This window comes from Nocardioides imazamoxiresistens (assembly GCF_032378595.1).
Lineage (GTDB): Bacteria > Actinomycetota > Actinomycetes > Propionibacteriales > Nocardioidaceae > Nocardioides > Nocardioides imazamoxiresistens.
The window spans coordinates 41,379-64,990 of sequence record NZ_JAVYII010000002.1 but is presented as its reverse complement, the minus strand read 5'-3'; the positions used below and the strand labels follow the sequence as shown (position 1 = coordinate 64,990).

The window sequence follows — 23,612 nt, the reverse complement described above, 5'->3', positions numbered from 1 at the left end:
GCTTGCACCCGAGAGGACGACGTGACCGCACTCGAGCCGAAGCCGCCTGTCGACGAGGGACTCCGGTCCCCCGCCCCACCTGACACCGACACGGGCAGCCACCCCGCGCTCGACGTGCCACCGCCGGTCGAGACCCGACCCTCCACCAGCGCCATCGACCCCGTCGTCTTCGGCGTCACCGCCGCGTTCGCCGTGGCGTTCATCGTGTGGGGCGTCGTGTCCACCGAGTCGCTCTCGAGCGCCTCCGGCAACGCGCTGACCTGGATCATCGACCACCTCGGCTGGATGTTCACCATCGCGTCGTCGGCGTTCGTCGTGTTCGTCGTGTGGCTCGCTCTGAGCCGCTACGGCAAGATCCCCCTGGGGCGCGACGACGAGGAGCCCGAGTTCCGCACCATCTCGTGGATCGCGATGATGTTCAGCGCGGGCATGGGCATCGGCCTGATGTTCTACGGCGTCAGCGAGCCCGTCGCGCACTTCGACGTGGCCCCGCCCGGCACCGGCGAGGCCGGCGACCAGAAGACCGCGCTGGCGACCACGATGTTCCACTGGGGCCTGCACCCCTGGGCGATCTACGCCGTGCTGGGCCTCGCCGTGGCGTACGGCGTCTACCGCAAGGGCCGCCTGCAGCTGGTCAGCTCCGCGTTCGAGGCGATCCTCGGCCGCCGCGCGCACGGCCCCATCGGCAAGGCCATCGACATCCTCGCCATCTTCGCGACGCTCTTCGGGTCCGCGGCCTCCCTGGGCCTCGGTGCCCTGCAGATCCGCAGCGGCCTGCAGATCGTGGCGGGCATCGGCGAGGTCGGCAACGCCGTCCTGATCGCCATCATCGCCGGCCTGACCGCGGCCTTCATCGTCTCCGCCGTGTCCGGCGTCGCCCGCGGGATCCAGTGGCTGTCCAACATCAACATGGTCCTGGCGCTGACGCTCGCCTCGTTCGTGTTCGTGGTCGGGCCCACCGTCTTCATCCTCGACATGCTGCCCAGCACGCTCGGCGCCTACGGCGGCGACCTCGCCGAGATGGCCGGCCGCGTGCCCTCGGACACCGGCACCGCCTCCGACGGCACCGACGCCGCCGGCTGGCTGTCGAGCTGGACGATCTTCTACTGGGCCTGGTGGCTGTCCTGGACGCCCTTCGTGGGGCTGTTCATCGCCCGGATCTCCCGCGGCCGCACGATCCGCCAGTTCGTCGCCGGTGTGCTCCTCGTGCCCACCGGTGTCAGCCTGGTCTGGTTCGCCATCTTCGGCGGCACCGCCATCCACCTGCAGGAGATGGGGCGCGACATCGCCGGGGCGGCCGGCCTGGAGGACCAGCTGTTCTCCGTCCTCGACGCGTACCCGATGGCCACCCTCACCAGCGTGCTCGTGATGGTCCTGGTGGCGATCTTCTTCGTCTCCGGCGCCGACGCGGCCTCGATCGTGATGGGGACGCTCTCGGAGCGCGGGGCCAGCGAGCCGCGTCGCGGCACGGTGATCTTCTGGGGCACGGCGACCGGCGCGGTCGCGGCCGTGATGCTCCTGGTCGGCGGCTCCGACGCCCTGACGGGTCTGCAGAACATCACCATCGCGGCGTCCGTGCCCTTCGTGGTGGTCATGATCGGGCTGTGCTTCGCGCTCGTGAAGGACCTGCGCACCGACCCGATCGTGGTGCGCGGCACGTACGCCGTGCAGGCCGTCGAGCAGGCCGTCGTCACGGGCGTGACCGAGCACGGCGACGACTTCGTCATCGAGGTGAAGGCGACCGCTCCCGGCGAGGGCCTGGGCGACTACATCGCCAACGGTCCCTCCACCGCTCCCGCGTCGTCGGTGCAGGCCGCTCCGGGCAGCACCGGCGTGGCCGGGGCCCCGCCGCAGCCGAAGGGCCGTCAGGAGGGCTGAACCGGCCCCGGGTCGTTCGGGTGGGGCAGCAGCTCCTGCACCGTCCAGCGCAGGTGGGCAGCCATCGGCAGGCTGCGCACGGCCCGGTCGACCTCCGCGGCGTCGGCGCCCGTCCAGATCCCCACGTTGCGCCAGCCCGGCCCGGCCGGGCGCCACAGCCGCCGCAGGACCCCCGCGGCCCCCAGCTCCGCCGCTCGCGCGGACTCGGCGGCCCGGAGCCGGTCGAGGTCGTGCCCCTCGGGCAGACCGTCGGGCACGACCTCGATCTCGACGAGGAAGTCGCTGCGCGTCACCGCACCGGTCCGGTCGAGTCGCGCACGACCAGCTCGGTGGGCGCGTCGACGACCTCGGCCACCTCGTCGGTCGGCGAGAGCGTCGTGAGCAGCTCGATGCCCCGCGCGCCGAGGCGCCGCAGCGGCATCCGCACCGTGGTGAGCCGCGGCACGACGTACTCCGCGATCTCGGCGTCGTGGACCGCCACGACCGAGGCGTCGCGCGGCACGTCGACCCCCGCGTCGCGCAGGCCCTCGAGCGCCCCGATGCCCGACGGCAGGTTGGCGGCGACGACGCCCGTCACCGCCGTGTCCACGACCTGGGCCACGGCGGCACGACCGCCCGCGGCCGTGTAGTCGCCACGCAGCTCCACGCCGCTGACCCCGTCGACGCTGTCGACCTCCGCCCGGAAGCCCGCCGCGCGGCGGGAGGCGGTGTCGGCGTCGGAGGGCCCGCCCACGAAGGCGATGTGGCGGTGCCCCAGGTCCAGCAGGTGACGCACCGCGACGGCGGCCGCACCCTCGTCGTCGAGCACGAGGTGGCGGTGCACACCGGGCACGCTCCGGTTCACCAGCAGGTAGGGCACCCGCAGGCTTTCCAGCTCCACGGCGCTGCCGCCGGCCACCAGGAGGCCGTCGACCCGGCCGGAGTCGAGCGCCTCGTACCACGCCCGACGCTCCCAGCCCTCGCCGCTGGAGGTCATCACGACCGAGCCCCGGCGGGCGGCGGCGGCCTCCGCGCCCTCGATGATCTGGGCGTACACCGGGTTCGAGAAGTTGGGGATCACCAGCCCGAACGCCCCCGCCTTGGCCGAGCGCAGGCTGCGCGCGATGGCGTTGGGGCGGTAGCCGAGCTCGCGGGCCTGGTCGTGGATGCGCTGCTTGGTCTCGTCGAGCACCTTGACGTCGTGCCCGCGCAGCACGCGGGAGACCAGCGAGACGTCGACGCCCGCGGCCCGCGCCACGTCGGCGAGGGTGACGCGCTGCGGTCGGCTCATGGTGCCACCCTCGCCCATCAGGGCCCGTCCGGGCGAGGCGGCACCTGCACGAGCTCGAGGGTGATCCGGTCGGGGTCGAGGAAGTAGCAGGTGTAACCGCCCCGGTTGACGCCCGCGGTGATCTCCTGCGGCGGCGAGACGAACTCGACCCCGGCCGCCCGCAGCCGCTCGTAGGTCGCCGGTGCGTCCGCGACGGCGAACGCGAGGTGCGCGGCGCCGGGCCGGTTGCGCTCGGTGCTCGTCGGCTCGGCCCGCGGAGCGACGTACTCCACCAGCTCCAGGTCGTGGGTCGAGACACCGCGCGGCTGACCGGGCACGGCCAGCTGCGCCACCCGCAGCCGGGCGTCGGGGAACCCGACGAGGCTGCGGGTGTACGCGTTGTCCTGCTCCTGGCGGTGCACCAGCTCCATCCCGAGGAGGTCGGCGTAGAAGGCGATGGACCGGTCGATGTCGGCCACGGTGAAGCTGAAGTGCCAGACCCCGATCACTCGGCGCCGCCCGCGACCAGGCTGCGCAGCGCCGACTCGACGTCCGCGGTCTGCGGCAGCAGCGCGGCGGCGAGCTGCGGCGCCGAGGGGATGCGCGAGTCGTCGAGCGCGACGCGCCGCGGCGCGGAGCGCAGCGCGACGCCGGACTCGGCGATCCGTGCGACCACCTCGGCCCCGAAGCCGCCGGTGCGGGCCGCCTCGTGCACGACCAGCAGCCGACCGGTGCGCCCGACGCTGTCCAGCACGGCGTCCCAGTCGAACGGGTTCAGCCAGACCATCTCCAGGACGTCGACGCTGGTGCCCTCGGCCTCCAGCCGGTCGACGGCGTCGAGCACCTTCGTCGTGACGGCGCCCCACACGACCACCGTGGCGTCCGCGCCGGAACGCAGCTGCCGGTGCCCGCCGATCGGGCGTACCGGGCCGCCGACCTCGACGGCGTCCTTGGGCCCGGCGTACAGCGTGCGGTTCTCGATCACGACCGTCGGGTCGTCGCAGGCGACGGCCGAGAGCAGCAGGTCGTAGGAGTCCTGCGGCGTGCGCGGCATCGCCACGCGGATGCCCGGCACGTGCAGCAGCAGCGCCTCGAGGTTCTGCGAGTGCTGGGCGCACGAGCCCGGCGCGCTGCCCTGCTGGGTGCGGATCGTCAGCGGCGCACCCGTGCGGCCAGCGGACACGTAGCGCACGTTCGCCGCCTGGTTGACGATCTGGTCGAAGGCGACCAGTGAGAAGTCGATCCACATGATCTCGACGATCGGGCGACGGCCGAAGGACGCGGCGCCGACGGCGGCGCCGAGCATGGCGGTCTCGCTGATCGGGGTGTCGAAGACCCGGTCGCCGAAGCGCTTGTGGAGACCGCGCGAGACCCCGAACACCCCGCCGGGCTTCGCGACGTCCTCGCCGTAGAGCAGGGTCTCCGGCATCTCCTCGAGCGCCCGCGCGAGGGCGGCGTTGACGGCCCCGCCGACGTTGAGCTTCACGATCTCAGGCATAGAGGTGGTCCTTCGCGGTCGCGGGGTCGGTCAGCGGGTCGGCGAGCGCCGCGTCCGCGGCGGCGTCCATCTCGGCGCGGGCGCGCTCCTCGCAGCGGGCGACGGCCTCCGTCGGCACGCCCTCGGCGAGCAGCTCGCGGGTCAGCCGGGCGATCGGCTCGAGCTCGAGGTCGCGCTCCAGCTCACCGGCGGGGCGGTACTGCTCCGCGTCGCCGATGTAGTGGCCCACGATGCGCTGCGTGTGGGCCTCGACGAAGGACGGTCCCCGGCCGGCGGCCGCGGACTCCACCGCGAGTCGCGTGGCGGTACGCACCTGCGCCAGGTCGTTGCCGTCCACCCGGACGGCGGGGATGCCGAGCGCGGTGGCGCGGCGGGAGAGGTCGGGCTGCGCGACCATGTCGTCGATCGGGGTCAGCTCGGAGTAGCGGTTGTTCTCGCAGACGAACACCACGCCGAGCGAGAACGCGGCGGCGAAGTTCATGGCCTCCGCCACGGCGCCCTGGTTCATCGCGCCGTCGCCGAAGACCGTCAGGGCGATCCGGCCGGACCCGTCGAAGCGGCCCGCGAGCGCCGCACCGACCGCGATCGGCGCGCCGGCGCCGACGATCGAGTTCTCGCCGTGGAAGCCGTGCTGCGGCGCGGAGAAGTGCGCGGAGCCGCCGCGGCCGCCGTTGACGCCGGTGACCCGGCCGAGCAGCTCGGCGAAGATCTCGCGGGGCGGTACGCCGCGGGCGACGGCCCAGCCGTGGCCGCGGTACGTCGCGTACACGGCGTCGACCGGCCGCAGCTGGCTGCACGCCGCCACCGCGACGCTCTCCTGCCCGTTCGACAGGTGCACCGAGCCCACGATCGAGCCCTCCAGGCGGAGGTCGCGGATCTTCTCCTCCAGGGCGCGGATGCGCCACATGGCGAGGAGGTCGTCGAGCTTCATGCGAGGTCCTTCCAGGGACGGGGGTCGGTCATCAGGGTGTCGTGCCAGCGCACGACCGAGGCGCGGCTGACCGCGACGGCGTCGCCCACGGATCCGGCGTCGGCGCTGACGTCGATCGCGGAGGTGCCGGGGCCCGCGTGGGCGTCCTGCCAGGCGCGCAGCACCTCGGCGAGCGTCGTGCCGTCACGACGCGTGCGCAGCGCGAGGTCGTAGACGACGTCGTGGGCCTCCTCGCGGCCCAGCGTCGCGGCGAGCCGGATCATGGCGTGCTCGCTCATGATCAGCCCGCCGTCGGCCGCCAGGTTCTCGCGCATCCGCTCGGGATAGACGGCGAGCGAGGAGACGAGGTCGACGGCCAGCAGCAGCGCCGAGCTGGCGTTCGCGAACAGGGCGGGCAGCAGGACCCACTCGACCTGCCACTCCCCCGCCGAGCGCTCGTGCCCGGCCTCCGCGGCCCGGGAGAGCCCCGGCAGCGCGGTGCGCGCCGAGACGGCGAAGCCGATGATCGACTCGCTCGTGATCGGGTTGGCCTTCTGGGGCATCGTCGAGGAGGCGCCGCGGTGGTGCCCGACGGTCTCGCCGATCTCGCCGATCTCGGTGCGCGACAGGTCGGTCACCTCGCGGGCCAGCCGCGCGGTGGTGGTCGCGGCGCCGACGACGACGCCGGCGACGTGCACGATCGAGTCGCGGGCCACGTGCCAGGGCACGCTCGTGTCGACGAGGCCGAGCCGGTCGGCGACCAGGGTGCGTACGCGCGCGGCGTCCGGCCCGAGGGCCGCCGACGTGCCGCCGGCGCCGAAGAGCGAGACGCGGCGCACGTCGTCGCGCGCGGCAACCAGGCGCACCCGGTGCCGGGCGACCTCGTCGAGGTAGACCGCCAGCTTGGCCCCCAGCGTCGTCGGCACGGCCTGCTGCCCGTGCGTGCGCCCCGGCATGACGGTCTCCTCGTGCGCGGTCACGAGCACCTCGAGCGCGTCGCCGAGCGAGCGGAGCCGGCGCTCGAGCAGTGCCATCGCGGCGTCGAGCTGCAGCGCGAGCCCGGAGTCCATGATGTCCTGCGTCGTGGCCCCGAAGTGGACGCTGCCGCGCAGCGGCTCCGGCAGCGCCGCGTCGACCTGGCGCACCAGGTTGAGGATCGGGTAGCCCACGTTGCGGGCGCCCTCCCACAACGCGGTCAGGTCCACCAGGCCGGGGTCGGCGCACGCGTCGCGGATCGCGGACGCGCGCTCGGCGTCCACGATGCCGAGCTCGGCCTGCGCCTCGGCGAGCGCGGACTCCACGCGCACCCAGGCGGCGACCGTCGCCTCGGCCGAGAACACGGCCGCCATCTCGTCGTCGCCGTAGAGCTCCCACAGGAGGTCGAACGGGCCGGGCCGTCCACCCATCAGTCCATCTCCAATCCACCGTCGACGTTGATCGCCTGACCGGTCACGAACGAGGCCAGCGGGCTGGCGAGGAAGGCGACGACGTGCGCGAGCTCGGCGGGCTCGCCGACGCGGCCGAGCGCGGTGCGCTCCCCCTGCTCGCGCAGGTACGCCTCGCCGGCGCCGGGGCCGAAGGACGCGTCGCGGTCGCGCATGATCTGCGACCACATCGCCGTCAGGAAGACACCGGGGCACACCGCGTTGACCCGCACCCGGGGCGCCAGCGCCAGGGCCGCCGACTTGGTCAGCGACAGCAGCGCCGACTTCGTCGCGGCGTAGTCGGCGGCGTTGGGACGCCCGGAGCGACCGGCCACCGAGGCGACGTTGACGATGCTGGCGCCGTCGCCCATCAACCGTGCCGCCGCCTGGGTCGTCGCGAAGACGCCGGTCAGGTTCACGTCGAGCGTGCGCTGCCACGCCTCCGGTTCGAGCTCGTCGAACGGCGTGGTCCGCATGATCCCGACGGCGTTGACCAGGACGTCGAGACCGTCGGTGCCGGCGACCTCGCAGGCCAGGGCCGGCAGGGAGCCCGCACCCTCGGCCGTGGCCAGGTCGATGGCCACCGCGTGCACGCGGCCGGGGTGCGCGCCGGACAGATCCTCGGCCACCTCGGCCACCGCCGAGGTGGGCGCGTCGGCGAGCACGACCTGCGCGCCGCCGGCGAGGAACGCCTCGGCGCACGCGCGTCCGAGCCCGCCGGCACCTCCGGTGACCAGGGCCCGGCGCCCACCCAGGTCGACGACCTGCGTCGCTGCGCTCACCGGTCGACCTTCTCGGCCTGGCCGCTGGAGATCGAGGCGTAGGCCGCCTCCACCAGGCGGAGCGTGCCCACGTTGTCCGCGGCGGCCGTCGGCGCCGGCTGTCCCGTGGCGATCCAGCGCAGCAGCCCCTGCATGGGACCGGCGAAGGCGTCGGGGATCCACCGGCGGGTGACCGGGTAGGGCACCCAGCCGTCGGTGGGGACCACGCGGCTGAACAGCTCGACGGTGTCGGGCCGTCCGTGCGGGTAGTCGAGGAGCAGGCCGAACGTGCCCCGCACGGAGCCCTCGGAGCCGTCGACGCGGAACTCGGCACGGACGTCGCCGCCGAGGTTCTCGTGGTTGACGTGCAGCCCGGCGCTGGCGCCGGAGGCGAAACGCAGGGTCGTCATCGTGCGGGTCTCGGCGGCCGGCGCCTGGCCCGGGCGGCGGCCCGCGGCGCAGTACACCGTCTCCGGGTCGCCCAGGATCGAGCGGATCGCGTCGAGGTAGTGGATCGAGTGGTAGGCGATCTCGAGCCGCTCGGAGACCAGCAGCCACGGCCACGCCCCGAAGTCGGTCGCGATGTCGACGTGCACGGTCATCGCCGTGGGCTCCCCGATCCAGCCCGCCTCGACCGCCGCCCGCGCGACCGCCACGCCCTCGTCGAAGCGCAGCTGCTGGTTGACCGCGACGCACACGCCCGCCTCGTCGGCGAGGTCGCGCAGCTCCTCGGCCGTCGTGAGGTCGGGCGCGAACGGCTTCTGGCACAGCAGGTGCTTGCCCGCGGCGACGGCCCGGCGCACGATCTCCGGCTGCGCCGAGGCCACCACGGCCACGTCGATGACCTGCACCCGCTCGTCGGCGAGCACCTCCTCGAGGCTCTCGTAGACCCGCGACAGCCCGTGCCGGGACGCGACCTCGCGGGCGCGCTCGCCGTCGATGTCGAAGATGCCGACGACCTCGATGCCCGCGGCGCGGTAGGCCGGCAGGTGGGCGACGTCCACGATGGCGCCGGCGCCGACGATCGCGACCGGCACGCGGTGCTCCGGCGGGACCCGCAGGTCGACCGTGCGGGCCACCGGGGCCCACAGCTCCACGCCGGTCGGGCCGGTCTGGCCGGTCGGGGCCTGCTCGGCCGGGGCCTGGGTGGACTCGTTCATGCCTTCTCCTCGATGCCGTAGAAGCCGCGGGCGCTGCCGCCCAGCACGGCCACCTGCTCGTCCTCGGTCAGCGGCGCCACGAGCTCGCCGACCACCTCCCACCACCGCGCGTACCCGCCCGCGAGCACGCTGACCGGCCAGTCGGAGCCGAACATCAGCCGCTCGGGCCCGAAGACCTCGAGCGCGTGCTCGACGTAGGGCGCCAGGTCGCCGACGCCGTAGCCCGGCGCGGCGGCCGTGTCGAGACCGGACAGCTTGGCGGTGACGTTGGGGTGGGCCGCGGCCTGGCGCAGCAGCTCCGCCCACGGGTCCCAGCCCTTGTCGGCGACCGGTGGCTTGGCCAGGTGGTCGACGACGATGCGCAGGCCCGGGTGCCGGGCGGCCAGGGTCGGCACGTGCTCGAGGTGACGCGGCAGGACCGCGACGACGTCGTAGGTCAGGCCGGCGGCGGCCACCTCGGCGAGGCCGGCGAGCACCTCGGGGCGCACCACCCAGTCGGGGTCGGGCTCGTCGTGGATCTGGTGGCGCAGCCCGACCACACGCGGGTCGGCGGCGTACGCCTCCAGCGCCGCGGCCAGGCCGCCGGGGTCGTCGAGCGGAGCCCACCCGACGACCCCGACCACGCGCGACCAGGCGTCGGCCACGGCCAGCATGGCGTCGGTGTCGGCGCGCGTCGGGTCCGCCTGGACCAGGACGACGTCGTCGACGCCGGCGGCCGCGGCGTGCGGCTCGACGTCGGCGACGCCGAAGTCGGCGTGCAGGTCGCCGGCCTCGGGGGTCAGCCACCGGTACGCACCGGGGCCGAGCTGCCAGAAGTGCTGGTGCGCGTCGAGCACGCGGCGTCCGTGGATCACGACGCCACCGTCGCACCGTCGGCGACCTGGCCGCGCAGCGACCAGACCAGGTGCGGCCGGCGTGGCGCCGGCAGCGCGTCGAGCTCGGTGAAGCCCTCGACGTGCGCGGCCATCCGCTCCTGCCAGCGCAGGTTGGCCGGGTCGTCGGCGATCGCGGCGGCCAGCGCCGCGTAGTCGTCGACGTCGACCAGGTGCAGCAGGTCGGTCCCGTCGCGCCAGATCACCCAGTCGCGCACCCCGTGTCCGCGCAGCGTGGTCAGGAGCTCGTCGGGCACGACGCGGTGCTCGGTCTCGTACGCCGTCTCCTGCCCGGGTCGCAGGACGCTGTGCAGGACGGCGGCGCGCACGCTCACGGTCGTCCCGTCCCCGCGCCGGCGGCCACCGGCTCCGCGTGGGCGGCCGGTTCGTCGCCGGGGTGGGGCGAGGGCACCGGCGGCTCGGTCGAGCGCAGGGTCGCGCGCTGCTTGCGGCGCAGCGCGACGGTGTACATGCCCGCCGCCACGATCAGCACCACGCCCTCGATCAGGCCCTGGTAGTTCGCGCCCAGGTTGAGGATGTTGAAGCCGTTGGCCAGCGTCACGAGGATCAGGGCGCCCACGAGCGACTTCGCCACGCTGCCGAGGCCGCCGAACAGCGAGGTGCCGCCGAGGATCGCCGCGGCCAGCGCGGTCAGCTCGAAGCCGCTGAGCCCGGTCGGGTTGATCGAGCCGAGCCGGCTGGCGTAGAGCACGCCGACGAACGCCGCCGCGGTGCCGTTGAGCACGAAGGCCATCACGCGGTAGCGGTCGACGGCCACACCCGACAGGCGCGCGGCCTCCGCGTTGCCGCCGGTGGCGTAGAGCCGGCGCCCCACCGTGGTGTAGCGCAGGATCCAGGCGGCGACGGCGACGAGCACGAGCATGTAGAGGGCGCGCTGGCTGAGCCGGATGGTGAAGACGGCGACCGGGGAGGCCGCCAGCAGCGCGACGCCCGCGACGAGCGGGAGCAGCAGCACGGGGCGGCGCCACACGTCGCCCTGGCTGCGCCGGGACCACAGGCGCCAGGCGCCGACGGCGAGCAGCACGAGACCCGCCAGCAGGTAGAGGTTCGGCGTCACCCAGCGCGACCCGTCGAGCGCCCGCAGCGCGTCGCGGTCGGCGCCCTCGGCCGCCGTGACGGTGCGCCCGTCGGTGATGATCAGCACGAGACCGCGCACGGCGGTCAACGTGCCGAGGGTGACGATGAAGGCGTTGATGCCGACGTACTGCACCACCAGGCCGTTGAACAGCCCGATGGCCGCGCCGGCCGCGAGGGCCGCGAGGAACGCGCCGTAGAACCCGATCGACGGCATGAGGGCCAGGCAGGTGGCCGCCCCGAGCGCGGCCACCGACCCGACCGAGAGGTCGAAGTTCCCCGAGATCAGCACGATCGTCGAGGTCACGACCAGGATCCCGAGCAGGGCGGTCTGGTCGAGGATGTTCGACACGTTGGTGGGCGAGACGTACGCCGGTCGCCCGGCGCTCGCGGTGGCGAGGCTCAGCACCACCACGAGGGCGGCGAAGGCGTACACCACGCCGGCGTTGCTGGGGTGCAGCCAGCTGGGCACCCGGGGCCCGCTCGACCCGCGGGGGGACAGGACCTTCTCAGACATGGACGACCTCTCGGCTTCCGGCGCCCAACCCGTGGGCGAGCATGATGAGTTGTTCCTCGGTGGTCTCGCGGGCGTCGAGGTCGTCGACGACCCGTCCGCCGCGCACGACGAGCACGCGCGTCGCCACCGACAGCAGCTCCTCGAAGTCGCTGCAGGCGATCACGACGGCGCGCCCCTCGGCGGCGAGGCGCCGCACGAGCTGCAGGATCTCGGCCTTGGCGCCGACGTCGACACCGGCCGTGGGCTCGTCGAGCAGCCAGACCACCTTGTCGGCGTAGAGCCACTTGGCGAAGACGACCTTCTGGGCGTTGCCCCCCGACAGCTCGCTCGGCAGGGCGTCGGGACCCGAGGCGACGATGCCCAGGTCGGCGATGGCCCGGCGCGCGAGTTCGCGCTCGGCGTCCTCGCGGGGCAGCAGGCGCCGCAGGGAGCGCCGCCCCAGGTCGGGCAGGCTGATGTTCTTCCACAGGGGCTGGTCGGGGTGCAGACCTTGGCTGACCCGGTCCTCCGGGACGTACGCGCAGCCGGCCGCGACCGCCGCGCGGGGGTTGCGGCGCAGGCGCCGCCCGGCCACGCGGACGGTGCCGGTGGCCTTCGTGTCCGCCCCGAAGATGCCGTCGAGGATCTCCGAGCGGCCCGAGCCGAGCAGACCGGCCAGACCGACGATCTCGCCGGCGCGCACCTGGAAGGAGACGTCGCGGACCCCGACCGGCGCGTTCAGCTCCTGGACGTCCAGCACCACCTCGGCGCCCGCCGGGGCGGGACCACCGGCACGCTCGACCGCCAGCAGCTCGCGGCCGGCGATGGCCTGCACCAGCCGTTCCTCGGTCAGCGTCGCCGTCGGCTCGTCCAGGATGGCCCGGCCGTCGCGCAGGACGGTGACGTGGTCGGTGATCTCGAGGATCTCGTCGAGGAAGTGGGAGATGAACACGAACGTCGTGCCGTCGGCCGCCAGCCGCTGCACGGCGTCGAGCACGATGCGGCGCTCCGCCTCGGAGAGCGAGGCGGTCGGCTCGTCCATGATGACCAGCTGCGCGCCCAGGGCGAGCGACTGGAGGATCGCGATCATCTGCCGCGTCCCGATCGGCAGGCTCGCGACCTGCACGTCGGGGTCGATCTCGTAGCCCAGCCGCTCGACCAGACGCTCGAACTCCGCGCGCATCTCGGCGGTGCGGCGCCACGGCCCACGACGCCACAGGAAGACGTTCTCCAGCGCCGAGAGGGTCGGCACCAGCGGGACGTGCTGGTGGATGGTCGCCAGGCCCGCGCCCTGCGCGTCGCCGGGGTCCTTCCACGTGCGGACCTCGCCGTCCCAGCTGATCGTGCCGTCGCTGACCGGCTGCACGCCGCTGACGCACTTGATCAGCGTCGACTTGCCGGCGCCGTTCGCGCCGACGAGGCCGTGCACCGCGCCGCGGCGCACGGCCAGGTCGACCCCGCGCAGGGCCTTGGTGCCGTTGGGGAACTGCTTCGTGACGCCGCGCAGCTCGAGCAGGACCTCAGCGGTCGTGCCGTCCTTCATGGGTCGCGCCCTTCTCGATGAGCTCGTCGGGTGGACGGTGGCGCTCCCGTGCGCGGGCTCTCGGCCCGCGCACGGGGCGCGGTGGTGCGGGTGGTGCGGGTGTGCTCCAGCGGTGGTGCGGTCGGGCCTCAGCCCGTCACCACTGCGGGTCGCACTCGTCCACGTTGTCGGCGGTGACGGCCGGCGTGTCGTAGGAGACGAACTCCGACTCGCGGGTCTCCTCGCCCGTCAGGTGGTCGTAGATGACCTGCATCGCCAGCTCGCCCAGGTCGCGGGGCTTGAAGCAGACCGTGCCGTAGACGTCGCCGGCCTCCACACCGTCGATACCGAGCTGCGAGCCGCCGATCCCGATCACGACGGCGTCGGAGCCGGCGGCGTCGACGGCCTCGGCGCAGCCGACGGCCATGTCGTCGCTCTCGGCGTAGAGCACGTCGATGTCCGGGTCGCTGGCCAGCAGGTTCTGGCAGGCTCCCTGCGCACCCTCGACGGTCCAGTCGCCGGGCTGGCGCGCGACGACCTCGAACTCGACGCCCGCCTCCTCGGCGGGGTCGAGGAACTCGGCGAAGCGCAGCTCGACCTCGGCGAAGCCGGCCGCGCCCTCGACGACGGCCAGCTTTCCGCCCTCCGGGAGCGCCTGCAGGGCCAGCTCGCCCGCGGCCCGGCCGGCGGCCAGCTCGTCCTGCGTCACGAGCGCGACGAGCTCCTCGTAGACGTCCTCGAGGTCGCGCTCGCTCGGATCGCCGACCTGCGAGGCGACCGCGACGGTCGGGATGTCCGCGGAGGCCAGCTGGTCGACCAGGCCGACCGCGACGCCGGAGTCGACCGGGAGCAGCAGGACGCCGTCGGGAGCCTGCCCGATCAGGTCCTGCACGTCGTTCGACTGCTTCTCGGTGTCGCTCTGCGCGTCCAGCTCCACGATCGTCACGCCGAGCTCGTCGGCGCGGGCCTTGATGCCCTCGCCGATGGCCGACGGGAACGGGAAGCTCAGACCGAGGTTCGAGACCCCGATCGTCAGGTCCTCGGAGCTCCCGCCCGAGGACTGCTCGGCCCCGTCGACCTCGCCGCACGCGGCGAGCCCCAGTGCCATCACACACGCCAGTCCGCCGAGAAGTGGACGTCGAATCATGTTGTGTCTCCCTTGCCTGGACGCGACGTTGCGTCGGTCCCATCCCTGACGCTCCCCCTGGCTCCCGGAGCCGCCGGCGGCGGCGAGCGGAGGGCGTTCAAACGTTTGACTGCGAGAAACGTACGTGAGCCACGTCTCCTCCGCAAGCGTTTCGGTGAGACAGGTCACCGACCGGTCCAGACGTCACCCGAGCGGGTGCGGCCGCCGAGCACCGGATCCGCCGCACGGCCGTTGACCACGACGGGGCGGTGACGCTCCCGCGCCACCGCCCCGTGCCTGCTGCTCCCGGTGTCTCCGGCCCCCGCCTCGGCGTCGAGGACCGGGCCGCGTCACCAGCCCGCGGGCAGCGGACGTCCCTCGTGGAAGCCGGCGGCGGACTGGACGCCGACCACCGCGTTCTCGTGCAGCTCGACGAGCGAGCGGGCGCCGGCGTACGTGCACGACGAGCGCACGCCCGCGCTCACCTGGTCGATCAGGTCCTCGACCCCGGGCCGCTGCGGGTCCACGAACATCCGCGAGCTCGAGATGCCCTCCTCGTAGAGACCCTTGCGCGCCCGGTCGTAGGAGGACTCCGTGGACGTGCGGTGCGCGACCGCGCGCGCCGAGGCCATCCCGAAGGAGACCTTGTACGCCCGCCCGTCGGCGTCGCGCTGCAGGTCGCCCGGCGACTCGTGGGTGCCCGCGAACCACGAGCCGACCATCACCGAGGAGGCGCCCGCGGCCAGCGCGAGCGCGACGTCACGGGGGTGGCGCACCCCGCCGTCGGCCCACACGCGCGCGCCCTCGGCGCGCGCCGCGGCGGCGCACTCGAGCACCGCGGAGAACTGCGGGCGCCCGACGCCGGTCATCATCCGCGTCGTGCACATGGCGCCGGGGCCGACGCCGACCTTGACGATGTCGGCGCCCGCGGCGACCAGCTCGCGCGTGCCCTCGGCCGACACGATGTTGCCCGCGGCGACCGGCACCTGCGGGTCCAGGGCGCGCACGGCCTTGAGGGCGTCGAGCATGCGGTCCTGGTCGCCGTGCGCGGTGTCGACCACGAGGGTGTCGACGCCGGCGTCGAGCAGCGCGGCGGCCTTGCCGGCGACGTCGCCGTTGACGCCGATCGCCGCCGCGACCCGCAGCCGCCCGTCGGCGTCGACCGCCGGGGCGTACAGCGTCGCGCGCAGCGCACCCTTGCGGGTCAGCACGCCCAGCAGCCGGCCGTCGGCGTCGACGGCCGGGGCGAGGCGTACGCGCGCGCGGTCCAGCAGGTCGAACGCCGTGCGGGGGTCGGTGTCGGCGGGGACCGTGACCAGCGTGCGCGACATGACCTCGCGCACCTGGGTGAACAGGTCCACGCCGCCGCAGTCGTCCTCGGCGACGACCCCGACCGGCCGGCCGTCCTCGACGACGACGGCCGCGCGGTGGGCGCGCTTGGGGATGAGGGCGAGCGCGTCGCCGACCGTGGCGTCCGGGGCCAGCTCGATCGCGGTGTCGAAGACGAGGTGGCGCGACTTCACGTGCGCCACGACCTCGCGCACCACCTCGACCGGGATGTCCTGGGGCAGCACCGTGATGCCGCCGCGCCGCGCGACGGTCTCGGCCATCCGGCGCCCCGCGACCGCCGTCATGTTGGCGACGACCAGGGGCAGGGTCGCGCCCGTGCCGTCGTCGGTCGACAGGTCGACGTCGAAGCGGCTCGACACCGTCGAGTGCTGCGGCACCATGAAGACGTCGTCGTAGGTCAGGTCGTGCTGGGGCTGACGGTCGTGGAGGAATCGCACGTCGGCCCATGATCCGCTCCCGGCGGGCCCCACGCAAACGGCAGGGCCCGCCGGGACCGGACGGGACCGGACGAGACCGATCGGGGGCCGCGTCAGTCGACGTCGACCCAGTCGAGCGTCCGGTCGACCGCCTTCTTCCAGCCGGCGTAGCCCTCGGCGCGCTTGTCGTCGTCCCAGCCCGGCTCCCAGCGCTGCGACTCGTTCCAGTTCTCCCGCAGCTCGTCGGTGTCGCGCCAGAAACCCACGGCCAGGCCCGCGGCGTAGGCGGCGCCCAGCGCGGTCGTCTCGGCCACCACCGGCCGGCTCACCGGGACGCCCAGTACGTCGGCCTGGATCTGCATGCACAGCTCGTTGGCGGTCACGCCGCCGTCGACGCGCAGCACCTCGAGGCGGACCCCGGAGTCCTTCTCCATCGCCTCGACGACGTCGCGGCTCTGGTAGCAGATCGCCTCCAGCGTGGCGCGGGCCAGGTGGGCGTTCGTGTTGTAGCGCGAGAGGCCGACGATCGCGCCCCGCGCGTCGCTGCGCCAGTAGGGCGCGAAGAGGCCCGAGAAGGCGGGCACGAAGTAGACCCCGCCGTTGTCCTCGACCTGGCGCGCGAGCGACTCCGACTGCGCCGCGCCCGAGATGATGCCGAGCTGGTCGCGCAGCCACTGGACCGCCGACCCGGTCACCGCGATCGAGCCCTCGAGCGCGTACACGCAGGGCTCGTCGCCGAAGCGGTAGGCGGGCGTGGTGATCAGCCCGGACTCCGAGCGGACGATCTCGGTGCCCGTGTTGATGAGCATGAAGTTGCCCGTGCCGTAGGTGTTCTTGGCCTCGCCGGGCGCGAAGCAGACCTGACCCACGGTCGCCGCCTGCTGGTCGCCGAGGATGCCCGTGATCGGCAGCTCCCCGGCGAACGGTCCGGAGGCCCGGGTGAGCCCGTAGGGGTCGGACACCGACGACGAGCGGATCTCGGGCAGCATCTGGCGCGGGATGTCGAAGACGGCGAGCAGCTCGTCGTCCCAGTCGAGGGTCTCGAGGTCCATCAGCATCGTGCGGCTGGCGTTGGTCACGTCGGTGACGTGGACGCCGCCGTCGCGCCCGCCGGTCATGTTCCACAGCACCCACGTGTCCGTGGTGCCGAAGATCGCGTCGCCGGCCTCGGCCGCCTCGCGCACCCCGTCGACGTTCTCCAGGATCCACTTGATCTTGCCGCCCGCGAAGTAGGGCGCCGGCGGGAGGCCCGCGCGGTGGCGGATCAGGTCCCCGTGGCCGTCGCGCTCCAGGGCGGTGGCGATCCGGTCCGTGCGGGTGTCCTGCCACACGATCGCGTTGTAGTAGGGCCGCCCCGTACGGCGGTTCCACACGACCGTCGTCTCGCGCTGGTTCGTGATCCCCAGCGCGACCAGGTCGTCGACGCCCAGCCGGGCCTTGCCCAGGGCCGTCTGCACGACAGCGCTCGTGCGCTCCCAGATCTCGACCGGGTTGTGCTCGACCCACCCGGCCTGCGGCAGGACCTGCTCGTGCTCCAGCTGGTGGCGCGCCACCTCGTTGCCGTCGTGGTCGAAGATCATGAAGCGCGTGCTCGTCGTGCCCTGGTCGATGGCCCCGACGAACTCGGCTCCGGCGCGGGTCTCAGTCATGGGTGCGGTCCTTCCGGTGCTGTGCGGGCGTGGCTGCGGGCGTGGCTGCGGGCGGGTCGGCGGGCGGGTCGGCGGTCGGCTCGGGGGCCGGCTCGGGCACGGGCTCGGGCGGGAGGTGACGCTCGATCAGCAGGCGGAAGGCCAGACCGCCCACCACGGCTCCCACCAGGGGCGCCACCAGGGGCACCCAGAAGTACAGGACGTCGCTCGACGCAGACTCCCACACGTCGTTGCCGTAGCCCGTGATCCAGGCGGCCAGGCGCGGGCCGAGGTCGCGGGCGGGGTTGATGGCGTACCCCGCGTTGGCGCCCCAGGCCATGCCGATGCCGACCACGACGAGACCGATCAGCCACGGGCCCAGGTTGGCCATCGGCGGGTGGTTGGTCGCGGTGGTCAGGGCCAGCACGAGGAACACCAGGATCGCGGTGCCGAGGACCTGGTCCCCGAACCCGGTCGCGACCGAGACGGGCGACCCGTCCGCGGTGAGCCCGGGCGAGGTGTAGAAGACGCCGCCGGAGTCCTTGCCCAACGACGGGTCGAACGCCACGAGCACGTCGTGGTAGAGCAGGCGCACCAGCAGCGCGGCGACGAACGCCCCGGCGAGCTGGGCGAGGGCGAACGGCGCGACCCTGCGCCACGGGAACCCGCGGAAGCAGGCCATCGCGAGCGTCACGGCCGGGTTGAGGTGCGCCCCGCTGATCCGCGCGGCGGTGTAGACGCCGAGCACGACGCCCAGACCCCACGCCCAGCTGATCGAGTCGACGTCGCCGCGACCGCCGGCGACCACCGACGCGACCACGCCGCAGCCGAAGAGGATCAGGATCATCGTGCCGGCGAACTCGGCGCTCAGCTGGGCGGCCAGCGACGGTTCGCCGGCGGCCTCCCTCTCGATCTCCCTGTCGGTCTCTGCCATGGGTCCCTCCCGAGGACGGTCGCACCCCACCCCGATGTGACGTGCGCCACCAGGACCTTAGGTCATGGCCCCACCCGGCCCGGCCCGCGAGCAGCACGGCCCGCGACGACGGTGCCGTCGACATCGTCGTCGAGGTGGATCTCCGCCTCGAGCCCTGCGGCGGTCATGGCCGCTGCCAGGGCGGGCGCACCGGCCCGGGACGTCTCCACCGCCACCGTCCCGCCCGGTCGCAGCCACGCGTGGATCCCGGCCAGCACCCGCCGCTGCACCTCCCCGCCGTCGGGCCCGCCGTCGAGCGCGAGACGCGGCTCGTGGTCGCGGGCCTCGCGCGGCATGGTGGCGAGGTCCGTGCTGGGGACGTAGGGGGCGTTGGCCGCCAGCACCGCGACGGTGCCGCGCCACGCCGGCGGCAGCGGGGCGTACAGGTCCCCGGTCACCACGGCCGCCCGCGCGCCGGCCGCGGCCAGGTTGTGGCGCGCGCACCCGGTCGCCACCGGGTCGAGGTCGGCCGCGACGACCTCGACGTCGTCGCGGCGGGCGAGCACCGCCGCCGCGACGGCGCCGACCCCGCAGCACAGGTCCACCAGCCGCCCCCCGGGCGCCACGGCGTCGGCCGCGACCCGGGCGAGCAGCTCGGTGCGGCGTCGCGGCACGAAGACGCCGGGGACCACGCGCAGGCGCAGTCCGGCGAAGACGGCCTCCCCCACCACCTGCTCCAACGGCTCGCCCCGCACACGCCGCGCCAGGCCCGCCTGCAACCAACCGGTCTCGCGGCCGTCCGCGGCACGCAGCAGCTCGGCGGCCTCGTCCTCGGCGAACACGCAGCCGGCATCCCGCAGCCGCGCCACGGTGCCCGACCACTCAGACCGGGTTGAGTACGCGTGCGGGTGCGAGGCCCCCGGGTCGGCGGGGAACGTGTGGCCCATGACGAACTCCTCGCTCCCCAACGGCCCCTCCTCGAAGAACACCAACGCGTTCTTCCTCCAGGCGGGCATCGCCTTCGGCGTCGCGCTGCTCACGATGGTCTGCGCCATCATCTACGTCCCGGTCGACCCGTGGATCCGCGCCTTCCTCGCGCTCGGCACGCTGTTCCTCGTGACCTCGTCGTTCACGCTCGCCAAGTGCGTGCGCGACGCGCAGGAGAGCTCGTCCGTCGTCTCCCGCCTCGACCAGGCCCGGGTCGACCGGATCCTCGCCGAGCACGACCCCTTCCGCAACGTCGCCTGAGCGCCGGCGGGCGTGCGGGCGGCGGGCGCACGGGCGGCGCCGGGCTACTTCAGCTCGGCGCTGCTCAGCCCCAGCACGCGGCGGGCCACGATGAGCTGCTGGATCTGCTGCGTGCCCTCGAAGATGTCCAGGATCTTCGAGTCGCGGGCCCACTTCTCGAGCAGCTCGCCCTCGCTGTAGCCGAGCGTCCCGCAGAGCTCGACGCAGCCGAGGGTGACGTCGGAGCCCACCCGCCCGGCCTTCGCCTTGGCCATCGACGCCTCCAGCGAGTTCGGTCGGCGGTTGTCCGCCATCCACGCCGCCTGCATGGTCAGCAGCTGGGCCGCCTCCCAGTCGGCCTCGAGCTGCAGGAAGCGTGCGGCGGCGGCGGACTGCAGCTGGGCCGGGCGGTCGTGGTCGACCTCGACTCCCGCCTGCGCGAGCAGGTCGCGGGTCAGGTCGAGCGAGGCGCGGGCGCAACCGACGGCCATCGCCGCGACGAGCGGCCGGGTGTTGTCGAACGTGGCCATCGCGCCGGCGAAGCCCTGCTTGACGTCGATGTCGGGCGAGCCGAGCAGGTTGGCGGCCGGCACCCGGCAGTCCTCGAAGATGATGACGGCCGTGTCGGAGGCCCGGATGCCGAGCTTGTGCTCGAGCCGCTCGACCCGCATCCCCGGCGTGCCCTTCGGCACCACGAACGACTTGATGGCCGCGCGGCCCAGCGACTTGTCGAGCGTGGCCCACACGACGATCGAGTCGGCACGGTCGCCCGAGGTGACGTAGATCTTCTCGCCGTTGATGACGTACTCGTCGCCGTCCTGGACCGCCGTCGTCGTGATGTTCGCCGAGTCGGACCCGACACCGGGCTCGGTGATGGCCATGCCGGCCCACGTGCCCTTGAACCGCTCGAGCTGCTCGTCGTTCGCGACGGAGGCGATCGCCGAGTTGCCGAGGCCCTGGCGGGGCATGGACAGCAGCAGCCCGGTGTCGCCCCAGCACATCTCGGCCACCGACATCACCGAGGCGAGGTTGGAGCCGTTGCGCACCCCGCCGGAGTCCTTCGACTCGTCGCGGCGCACGCCGGCGGCGCCGGCGCCCTCGGCGGCACCCGACTCGGAGAGCCCGTCGATCATCGCGGCGAGCATGTCGAGCTCCTTGGGGTACGCGTGCTCGGCGCGGTCGTACTTGCGGGAGATGGGCCGCAGCATGTTCATGGCGACCTGGTGCGCCTGCTCGATGAGCGCGCGGTGCTTCTTCGGGGTCTCGAGGTTGATCATGGTGTCTCCTCCTGGGGGTGGCGGGCGTCGTGGCTGCGGACGTCGCTCAGACCAGGACCCCTCCCTCCAGGACGCCGAGCGCACGCAGGTCGCGGTACCACCGCTCCACCGGGTGCTCCTTGACGAAGCCGTGACCGCCGAGCAGCTGCACGCCGTCGAGGCCGATCCTCATCCCCCGCGTCGAGCAGAGCTGGCGCGCGAGCGCCACCTCCCGGGAGAAGTCCTTGCCCTGCGCGGCCCGCGAGGCCGCCTTGTAGGTCACCAACCGCATCGCCTGCAGCTCGATCGCGATGTCGGCGACCATGAACGCGACCGACTGCCGGTGCGCGATCGGCTCGCCGAACGCGCGGCGCTCCTTGACGTAGGGCGTCACGTAGTCGAGCACCGCCTGGGCGGTGCCGACCGCGAGGGCGCACCAGGCCAGGCGCGAGAGGCGTACGCACTCGGTGTAGGTGCTGCCGTCGCTCGCTCCCAGCACGGCGTCGGCGGGCACCCGCACGCCGTCGAGGTGCAGCTTCGACAGGGTCGCGGCGCGCACGCCCATCGAGGGGTCGCCCTCGATGCGCAGACCCTCGGTCCCCGCCTCGACCAGCACCAGGACCGGGGCGCCGTCGAGCTGTGCGCCCACCACGAAGAGCTCCGCGTCGCCCCCGCGCGGGACGGCCGACTTCACGCCGTCCAGGACGAGCTCGTCCCCGTCGCGCACGGCCGTGGTCGCGGGCGCGAGGACGTCGAAGAGCACGGTGGGCTCCGACAGGGCGAGCGCCGCGCCGGCGACCTCGTCGCCGGTGAACGCCGGCAGGTAGGTCTGCTGCTGGGCCTCGGTGCCCCACAGCGACAGCGCGGTGGCGACCGCGCCGGGCGCCAGCGCGGCGACGGCCAGCCCCATGTCGCCCTTCGCGAGCGTCTCGGCGACCAGCGTCCCGCTCATCGCGGAACGCGCCTCGCTGATCCCGCCCAGCGACTCGGGCACCCCGAGGATCGGCAGACCGACCTCGGTGGTCGCCCGGAGCACGTCCGCGGGAGCCTCGCAGGCGGTGTCGGCGTCGGCGGCCGCCGGACGCAGGACCTCGACGGCGAGCTCCGAGACGACGTCGACGAGCATCTGCTCGTCCTCGGTCGGGGTCAGGTCGAAGACGCCCCGCGGGTCCGTGCTCGGCACCCGCACGCCGGGGGCACCCTTCGCGCCGCGGGGCGTGAAGGTGCGACCGGCACGCGTCAGGGCCGCGAACCCGGTGCGCGTCGAGGTGAACACGACCTGCTCGGCGCGCTTGCGCAGGCCGAGCCGGTCGATCAGGTCGCTCTGCGCGACGACGTTGAGCGCGGCGACGGCGTAGCCGATCGGGTCGCGGGACTCCTTGCGGGCGACGCCGTTGCGGCCACCCGGGGCGAGACGCTTGGTGACGGACATGGGCTCAATGTAACTCGGAGTTACACAGTGCGCCACACTTTCTCGCCGAGGGCGGCGTCACCCGGCGCGCCGGGCAGTTCCTAGGATCGGGCCCATGGCCGAGACCACCCCGCCGACCGCACCCGACCACACCCCCCACGGCGCGCTGCCCGCGGGCGGGACGGTGCGTCCGATCACACGCTGGGGGACGCCGGTCATGCACGCCCCGCAGCAGCCCGTGACGGCGTTCGACGACGACCTCGTCGCCCTGGTCGCCGACATGGTGGCGACGATGTACGCAGCTGACGGTGTCGGGCTCGCGGCCTGCCAGATCGGCGTCGACCTCGCGGTCTTCGTCTTCGACTGCCCCGACGAGAGCGGCGAGCGCACCGCGGGCGTGGTCTGCAACCCCGATGTGACCACACCCGAGGGCCCCGAGCGCCGCCTCGACGCCGACGACGAGGGCTGCCTGAGCTACCCCGGCGCGTTCGTCGAGTGCGCGCGGCCCGACCACGCGCAGGTCGTCGGGCAGGGCCTGGACGGCGAGCCCGTCACCTTCGCGGGCGACGGCCTGCTCGCGCGCTGCCTGCAGCACGAGACCGACCACACCCGCGGCACCGTCTTCGGCGACCGCCTCTCGGCCAAGGCGCGCAAGAAGCTGGCCAAGGCGCACGACCGCGCGGTCGACGACTTCCCCGCCACCTGGCCGGCCTGAGCGGCCCGACCGGCTGACCGGCTACCTCACGCCAGGTCGAAGACCAGCACGACGAGCGAGCGCCGCACCCAGGCTGCGTACCGCTCGTGGGACCAGCCGTACTCCTTCGCGAGCCGGCCGTACGTCTCGGCGGACCCGAGCAGCGCCCACACCTGCGCCCGCTCCTCGTGGGAGACGTCGCCCTGCAGCAGACCCCGGCTGTCGGCCCAGGCGACGCCCGCGCGGGCGGCCTCGTCGTTGCGCCGCAGCGCGGCGGTCAGCTCGGTCGCCGCGTCCTCGTCGGAGGTGGCCGCCTCGCTCAGCGCCTGCCACAGCCCGATCGAGCCGGCGTGCGCCTCGGCGAGCCACTCGACGTAGGCGTCCAGCGCCTCCTCGGTGTCCAGCGCCATGATCTGCTGCAGGACCGACTGCTCGGTGACCGGGACGCGTGCGCCGGAGCCGCCGGCACGCTCCTCGTACGCCTCGACGAGCAGCGCGGGCTTCGAGCCCGACAGGTTCACGCGAGGCACGGATACGCCGGCCTTCTCCGCGATCGCGGCCAGGGTCGTGGAGCGGTAGCCGTCGCGGGCGAAGAGCTCTGCGGCCGCCTCGATGATGCGGCGGTGGGTGGCCGCCAGCGCCGCCTCCCGCGTCGGTGAGACGTAGCGACGCTTGGGTCGCTCTTCCGTGGTTCCCACGAGTCCTGCCCTCCACCCCCGTGGTTCG

At 73.9% G+C, this 23,612-nt stretch carries 23 protein-coding genes; 3 read left to right on the top strand and 20 right to left on the bottom strand.

The annotated features are described in order from the left end of the window. Positions 1-21 precede the first annotated feature (21 nt). Entirely contained in the window at positions 22-1,878 is a 1,857-nt protein-coding gene (locus RDV89_RS04360) for a BCCT family transporter (protein ID WP_315731657.1), read from the top strand. Here the strand turns inward: RDV89_RS04360 and RDV89_RS04355 are convergent. From RDV89_RS04355 to RDV89_RS04275, 17 genes are all read right to left on the bottom strand, one after another. Next, positions 1,866-2,171 carry a muconolactone Delta-isomerase family protein gene (locus RDV89_RS04355; protein ID WP_315731655.1) on the bottom strand — a complete coding sequence of 102 codons (306 nt, stop codon included), beginning with the start codon at positions 2,169-2,171 and terminating at the stop codon, positions 1,866-1,868. The genes RDV89_RS04360 and RDV89_RS04355 overlap by 13 nt on opposite strands. Then, entirely contained in the window at positions 2,168-3,148 is a 981-nt protein-coding gene (locus tag RDV89_RS04350) for a LacI family DNA-binding transcriptional regulator (RefSeq protein ID WP_315731653.1), read from the bottom strand. Before RDV89_RS04350 ends, RDV89_RS04355 begins: the two co-directional genes overlap by 4 nt. 17 nt (positions 3,149-3,165) lie before the next feature. Beyond that, positions 3,166-3,636: a VOC family protein gene (locus RDV89_RS04345; RefSeq protein ID WP_315731651.1), complete on the bottom strand. Its 471-nt coding sequence runs from the start codon at positions 3,634-3,636 to the stop codon at positions 3,166-3,168. After that, positions 3,633-4,625 (bottom strand): alpha-ketoacid dehydrogenase subunit beta, encoded by a 993-nt coding sequence (locus RDV89_RS04340; protein ID WP_315731649.1) that lies wholly within the window; start codon positions 4,623-4,625, stop codon positions 3,633-3,635. Before RDV89_RS04340 ends, RDV89_RS04345 begins: the two co-directional genes overlap by 4 nt. Further along, positions 4,618-5,556, bottom strand: coding sequence for a thiamine pyrophosphate-dependent dehydrogenase E1 component subunit alpha (locus tag RDV89_RS04335; protein WP_315731647.1), 939 nt, complete (start codon positions 5,554-5,556; stop codon positions 4,618-4,620). Before RDV89_RS04335 ends, RDV89_RS04340 begins: the two co-directional genes overlap by 8 nt. Beyond that, a complete protein-coding gene (locus RDV89_RS04330; RefSeq protein WP_315731645.1) occupies positions 5,553-6,941 on the bottom strand; it encodes a class-II fumarase/aspartase family protein in 1,389 nt (462 codons plus the stop codon). The genes RDV89_RS04335 and RDV89_RS04330 overlap by 4 nt, the downstream gene beginning before the upstream one ends. Further along, the gene (locus RDV89_RS04325) at positions 6,941-7,741 is read right to left on the bottom strand and encodes an SDR family NAD(P)-dependent oxidoreductase (RefSeq protein WP_315731643.1); all 801 of its coding nucleotides are present in this window, start codon (positions 7,739-7,741) and stop codon (positions 6,941-6,943) included. The genes RDV89_RS04330 and RDV89_RS04325 overlap by 1 nt, the downstream gene beginning before the upstream one ends. After that, complete coding sequence (locus tag RDV89_RS04320) at positions 7,738-8,880, bottom strand: Gfo/Idh/MocA family protein (RefSeq protein WP_315731641.1); 1,143 nt, start codon at positions 8,878-8,880, stop codon at positions 7,738-7,740. The genes RDV89_RS04325 and RDV89_RS04320 overlap by 4 nt, the downstream gene beginning before the upstream one ends. Then, entirely contained in the window at positions 8,877-9,734 is an 858-nt protein-coding gene (locus RDV89_RS04315; protein WP_315731639.1) for an amidohydrolase family protein, read from the bottom strand. The genes RDV89_RS04320 and RDV89_RS04315 overlap by 4 nt, the downstream gene beginning before the upstream one ends. After that, positions 9,731-10,087 carry an L-rhamnose mutarotase gene (locus RDV89_RS04310; RefSeq protein WP_315731637.1) on the bottom strand — a complete coding sequence of 119 codons (357 nt, stop codon included), beginning with the start codon at positions 10,085-10,087 and terminating at the stop codon, positions 9,731-9,733. Before RDV89_RS04310 ends, RDV89_RS04315 begins: the two co-directional genes overlap by 4 nt. Beyond that, positions 10,084-11,364 carry an ABC transporter permease gene (locus RDV89_RS04305; protein WP_315731635.1) on the bottom strand — a complete coding sequence of 427 codons (1,281 nt, stop codon included), beginning with the start codon at positions 11,362-11,364 and terminating at the stop codon, positions 10,084-10,086. The genes RDV89_RS04310 and RDV89_RS04305 overlap by 4 nt, the downstream gene beginning before the upstream one ends. Continuing rightward, positions 11,357-12,886, bottom strand: coding sequence for a sugar ABC transporter ATP-binding protein (locus RDV89_RS04300; RefSeq protein WP_315731633.1), 1,530 nt, complete (start codon positions 12,884-12,886; stop codon positions 11,357-11,359). The genes RDV89_RS04305 and RDV89_RS04300 overlap by 8 nt, the downstream gene beginning before the upstream one ends. 136 nt (positions 12,887-13,022) lie before the next feature. Next, positions 13,023-13,973, bottom strand: coding sequence for a sugar ABC transporter substrate-binding protein (locus tag RDV89_RS04295; RefSeq protein WP_315731631.1), 951 nt, complete (start codon positions 13,971-13,973; stop codon positions 13,023-13,025). A gap of 368 nt (positions 13,974-14,341) precedes the next feature. Then, entirely contained in the window at positions 14,342-15,778 is a 1,437-nt protein-coding gene (locus tag RDV89_RS04290) for a GuaB1 family IMP dehydrogenase-related protein (RefSeq protein WP_315731629.1), read from the bottom strand. Between the two features lie 92 nt (positions 15,779-15,870). Beyond that, positions 15,871-17,406 (bottom strand): glycerol kinase GlpK, encoded by a 1,536-nt coding sequence (gene glpK, locus RDV89_RS04285; protein WP_315731627.1) that lies wholly within the window; start codon positions 17,404-17,406, stop codon positions 15,871-15,873. Then, a complete protein-coding gene (locus RDV89_RS04280) occupies positions 17,399-18,319 on the bottom strand; it encodes an MIP/aquaporin family protein (RefSeq protein WP_315731625.1) in 921 nt (306 codons plus the stop codon). The genes glpK and RDV89_RS04280 overlap by 8 nt, the downstream gene beginning before the upstream one ends. A gap of 62 nt (positions 18,320-18,381) precedes the next feature. Further along, positions 18,382-19,245, bottom strand: coding sequence for a putative protein N(5)-glutamine methyltransferase (locus RDV89_RS04275; RefSeq protein WP_315731623.1), 864 nt, complete (start codon positions 19,243-19,245; stop codon positions 18,382-18,384). On the opposite strand from RDV89_RS04275, the gene RDV89_RS04270 reads away from it, so the two are divergent. Further along, positions 19,244-19,546 carry a YiaA/YiaB family inner membrane protein gene (locus RDV89_RS04270; protein WP_315731621.1) on the top strand — a complete coding sequence of 101 codons (303 nt, stop codon included), beginning with the start codon at positions 19,244-19,246 and terminating at the stop codon, positions 19,544-19,546. The two genes, RDV89_RS04275 and RDV89_RS04270, sit on opposite strands and share 2 nt — an antisense overlap. 44 nt (positions 19,547-19,590) lie before the next feature. Here the strand turns inward: RDV89_RS04270 and RDV89_RS04265 are convergent, their stop codons facing one another. Beyond that, the gene (locus tag RDV89_RS04265) at positions 19,591-20,802 is read right to left on the bottom strand and encodes an acyl-CoA dehydrogenase family protein (protein WP_315731620.1); all 1,212 of its coding nucleotides are present in this window, start codon (positions 20,800-20,802) and stop codon (positions 19,591-19,593) included. A 46-nt stretch (positions 20,803-20,848) separates the two neighbouring features. Next, positions 20,849-22,213 carry an acyl-CoA dehydrogenase family protein gene (locus RDV89_RS04260; RefSeq protein ID WP_315731618.1) on the bottom strand — a complete coding sequence of 455 codons (1,365 nt, stop codon included), beginning with the start codon at positions 22,211-22,213 and terminating at the stop codon, positions 20,849-20,851. A 94-nt stretch (positions 22,214-22,307) separates the two neighbouring features. On the opposite strand from RDV89_RS04260, the gene def reads away from it, so the two are divergent. Beyond that, complete coding sequence (gene def / locus RDV89_RS04255) at positions 22,308-22,907, top strand: peptide deformylase (RefSeq protein ID WP_315731616.1); 600 nt, start codon at positions 22,308-22,310, stop codon at positions 22,905-22,907. Between the two features lie 26 nt (positions 22,908-22,933). Here the strand turns inward: def and RDV89_RS04250 are convergent, their stop codons facing one another. Further along, the gene (locus RDV89_RS04250) at positions 22,934-23,584 is read right to left on the bottom strand and encodes a TetR/AcrR family transcriptional regulator (protein WP_315731614.1); all 651 of its coding nucleotides are present in this window, start codon (positions 23,582-23,584) and stop codon (positions 22,934-22,936) included. Between the last annotated feature and the right edge of the window lie 28 nt (positions 23,585-23,612).

Coding starts and splice junctions, on each gene's coding strand:
- RDV89_RS04350 (WP_315731653.1), bottom strand. CDS start 3,148: ATGAGCCGACCGCAGCGCGTCACCCTCGCCGACGTGGCGCGGGCCGCG.
- RDV89_RS04340 (WP_315731649.1), bottom strand. CDS start 4,625: ATGCCTGAGATCGTGAAGCTCAACGTCGGCGGGGCCGTCAACGCCGCC.
- RDV89_RS04335 (WP_315731647.1), bottom strand. CDS start 5,556: ATGAAGCTCGACGACCTCCTCGCCATGTGGCGCATCCGCGCCCTGGAG.
- RDV89_RS04330 (WP_315731645.1), bottom strand. CDS start 6,941: ATGGGTGGACGGCCCGGCCCGTTCGACCTCCTGTGGGAGCTCTACGGC.
- RDV89_RS04320 (WP_315731641.1), bottom strand. CDS start 8,880: ATGAACGAGTCCACCCAGGCCCCGGCCGAGCAGGCCCCGACCGGCCAG.
- RDV89_RS04305 (WP_315731635.1), bottom strand. CDS start 11,364: ATGTCTGAGAAGGTCCTGTCCCCCCGCGGGTCGAGCGGGCCCCGGGTG.
- RDV89_RS04300 (WP_315731633.1), bottom strand. CDS start 12,886: ATGAAGGACGGCACGACCGCTGAGGTCCTGCTCGAGCTGCGCGGCGTC.
- RDV89_RS04295 (WP_315731631.1), bottom strand. CDS start 13,973: ATGGCACTGGGGCTCGCCGCGTGCGGCGAGGTCGACGGGGCCGAGCAG.
- glpK (WP_315731627.1), bottom strand. CDS start 17,406: ATGACTGAGACCCGCGCCGGAGCCGAGTTCGTCGGGGCCATCGACCAG.
- RDV89_RS04280 (WP_315731625.1), bottom strand. CDS start 18,319: ATGGCAGAGACCGACAGGGAGATCGAGAGGGAGGCCGCCGGCGAACCG.
- RDV89_RS04270 (WP_315731621.1), top strand. CDS start 19,244: ATGACGAACTCCTCGCTCCCCAACGGCCCCTCCTCGAAGAACACCAAC.
- RDV89_RS04275 (WP_315731623.1), bottom strand. CDS start 19,245: ATGGGCCACACGTTCCCCGCCGACCCGGGGGCCTCGCACCCGCACGCG.
- RDV89_RS04265 (WP_315731620.1), bottom strand. CDS start 20,802: ATGATCAACCTCGAGACCCCGAAGAAGCACCGCGCGCTCATCGAGCAG.
- RDV89_RS04260 (WP_315731618.1), bottom strand. CDS start 22,213: ATGTCCGTCACCAAGCGTCTCGCCCCGGGTGGCCGCAACGGCGTCGCC.
- def (WP_315731616.1), top strand. CDS start 22,308: ATGGCCGAGACCACCCCGCCGACCGCACCCGACCACACCCCCCACGGC.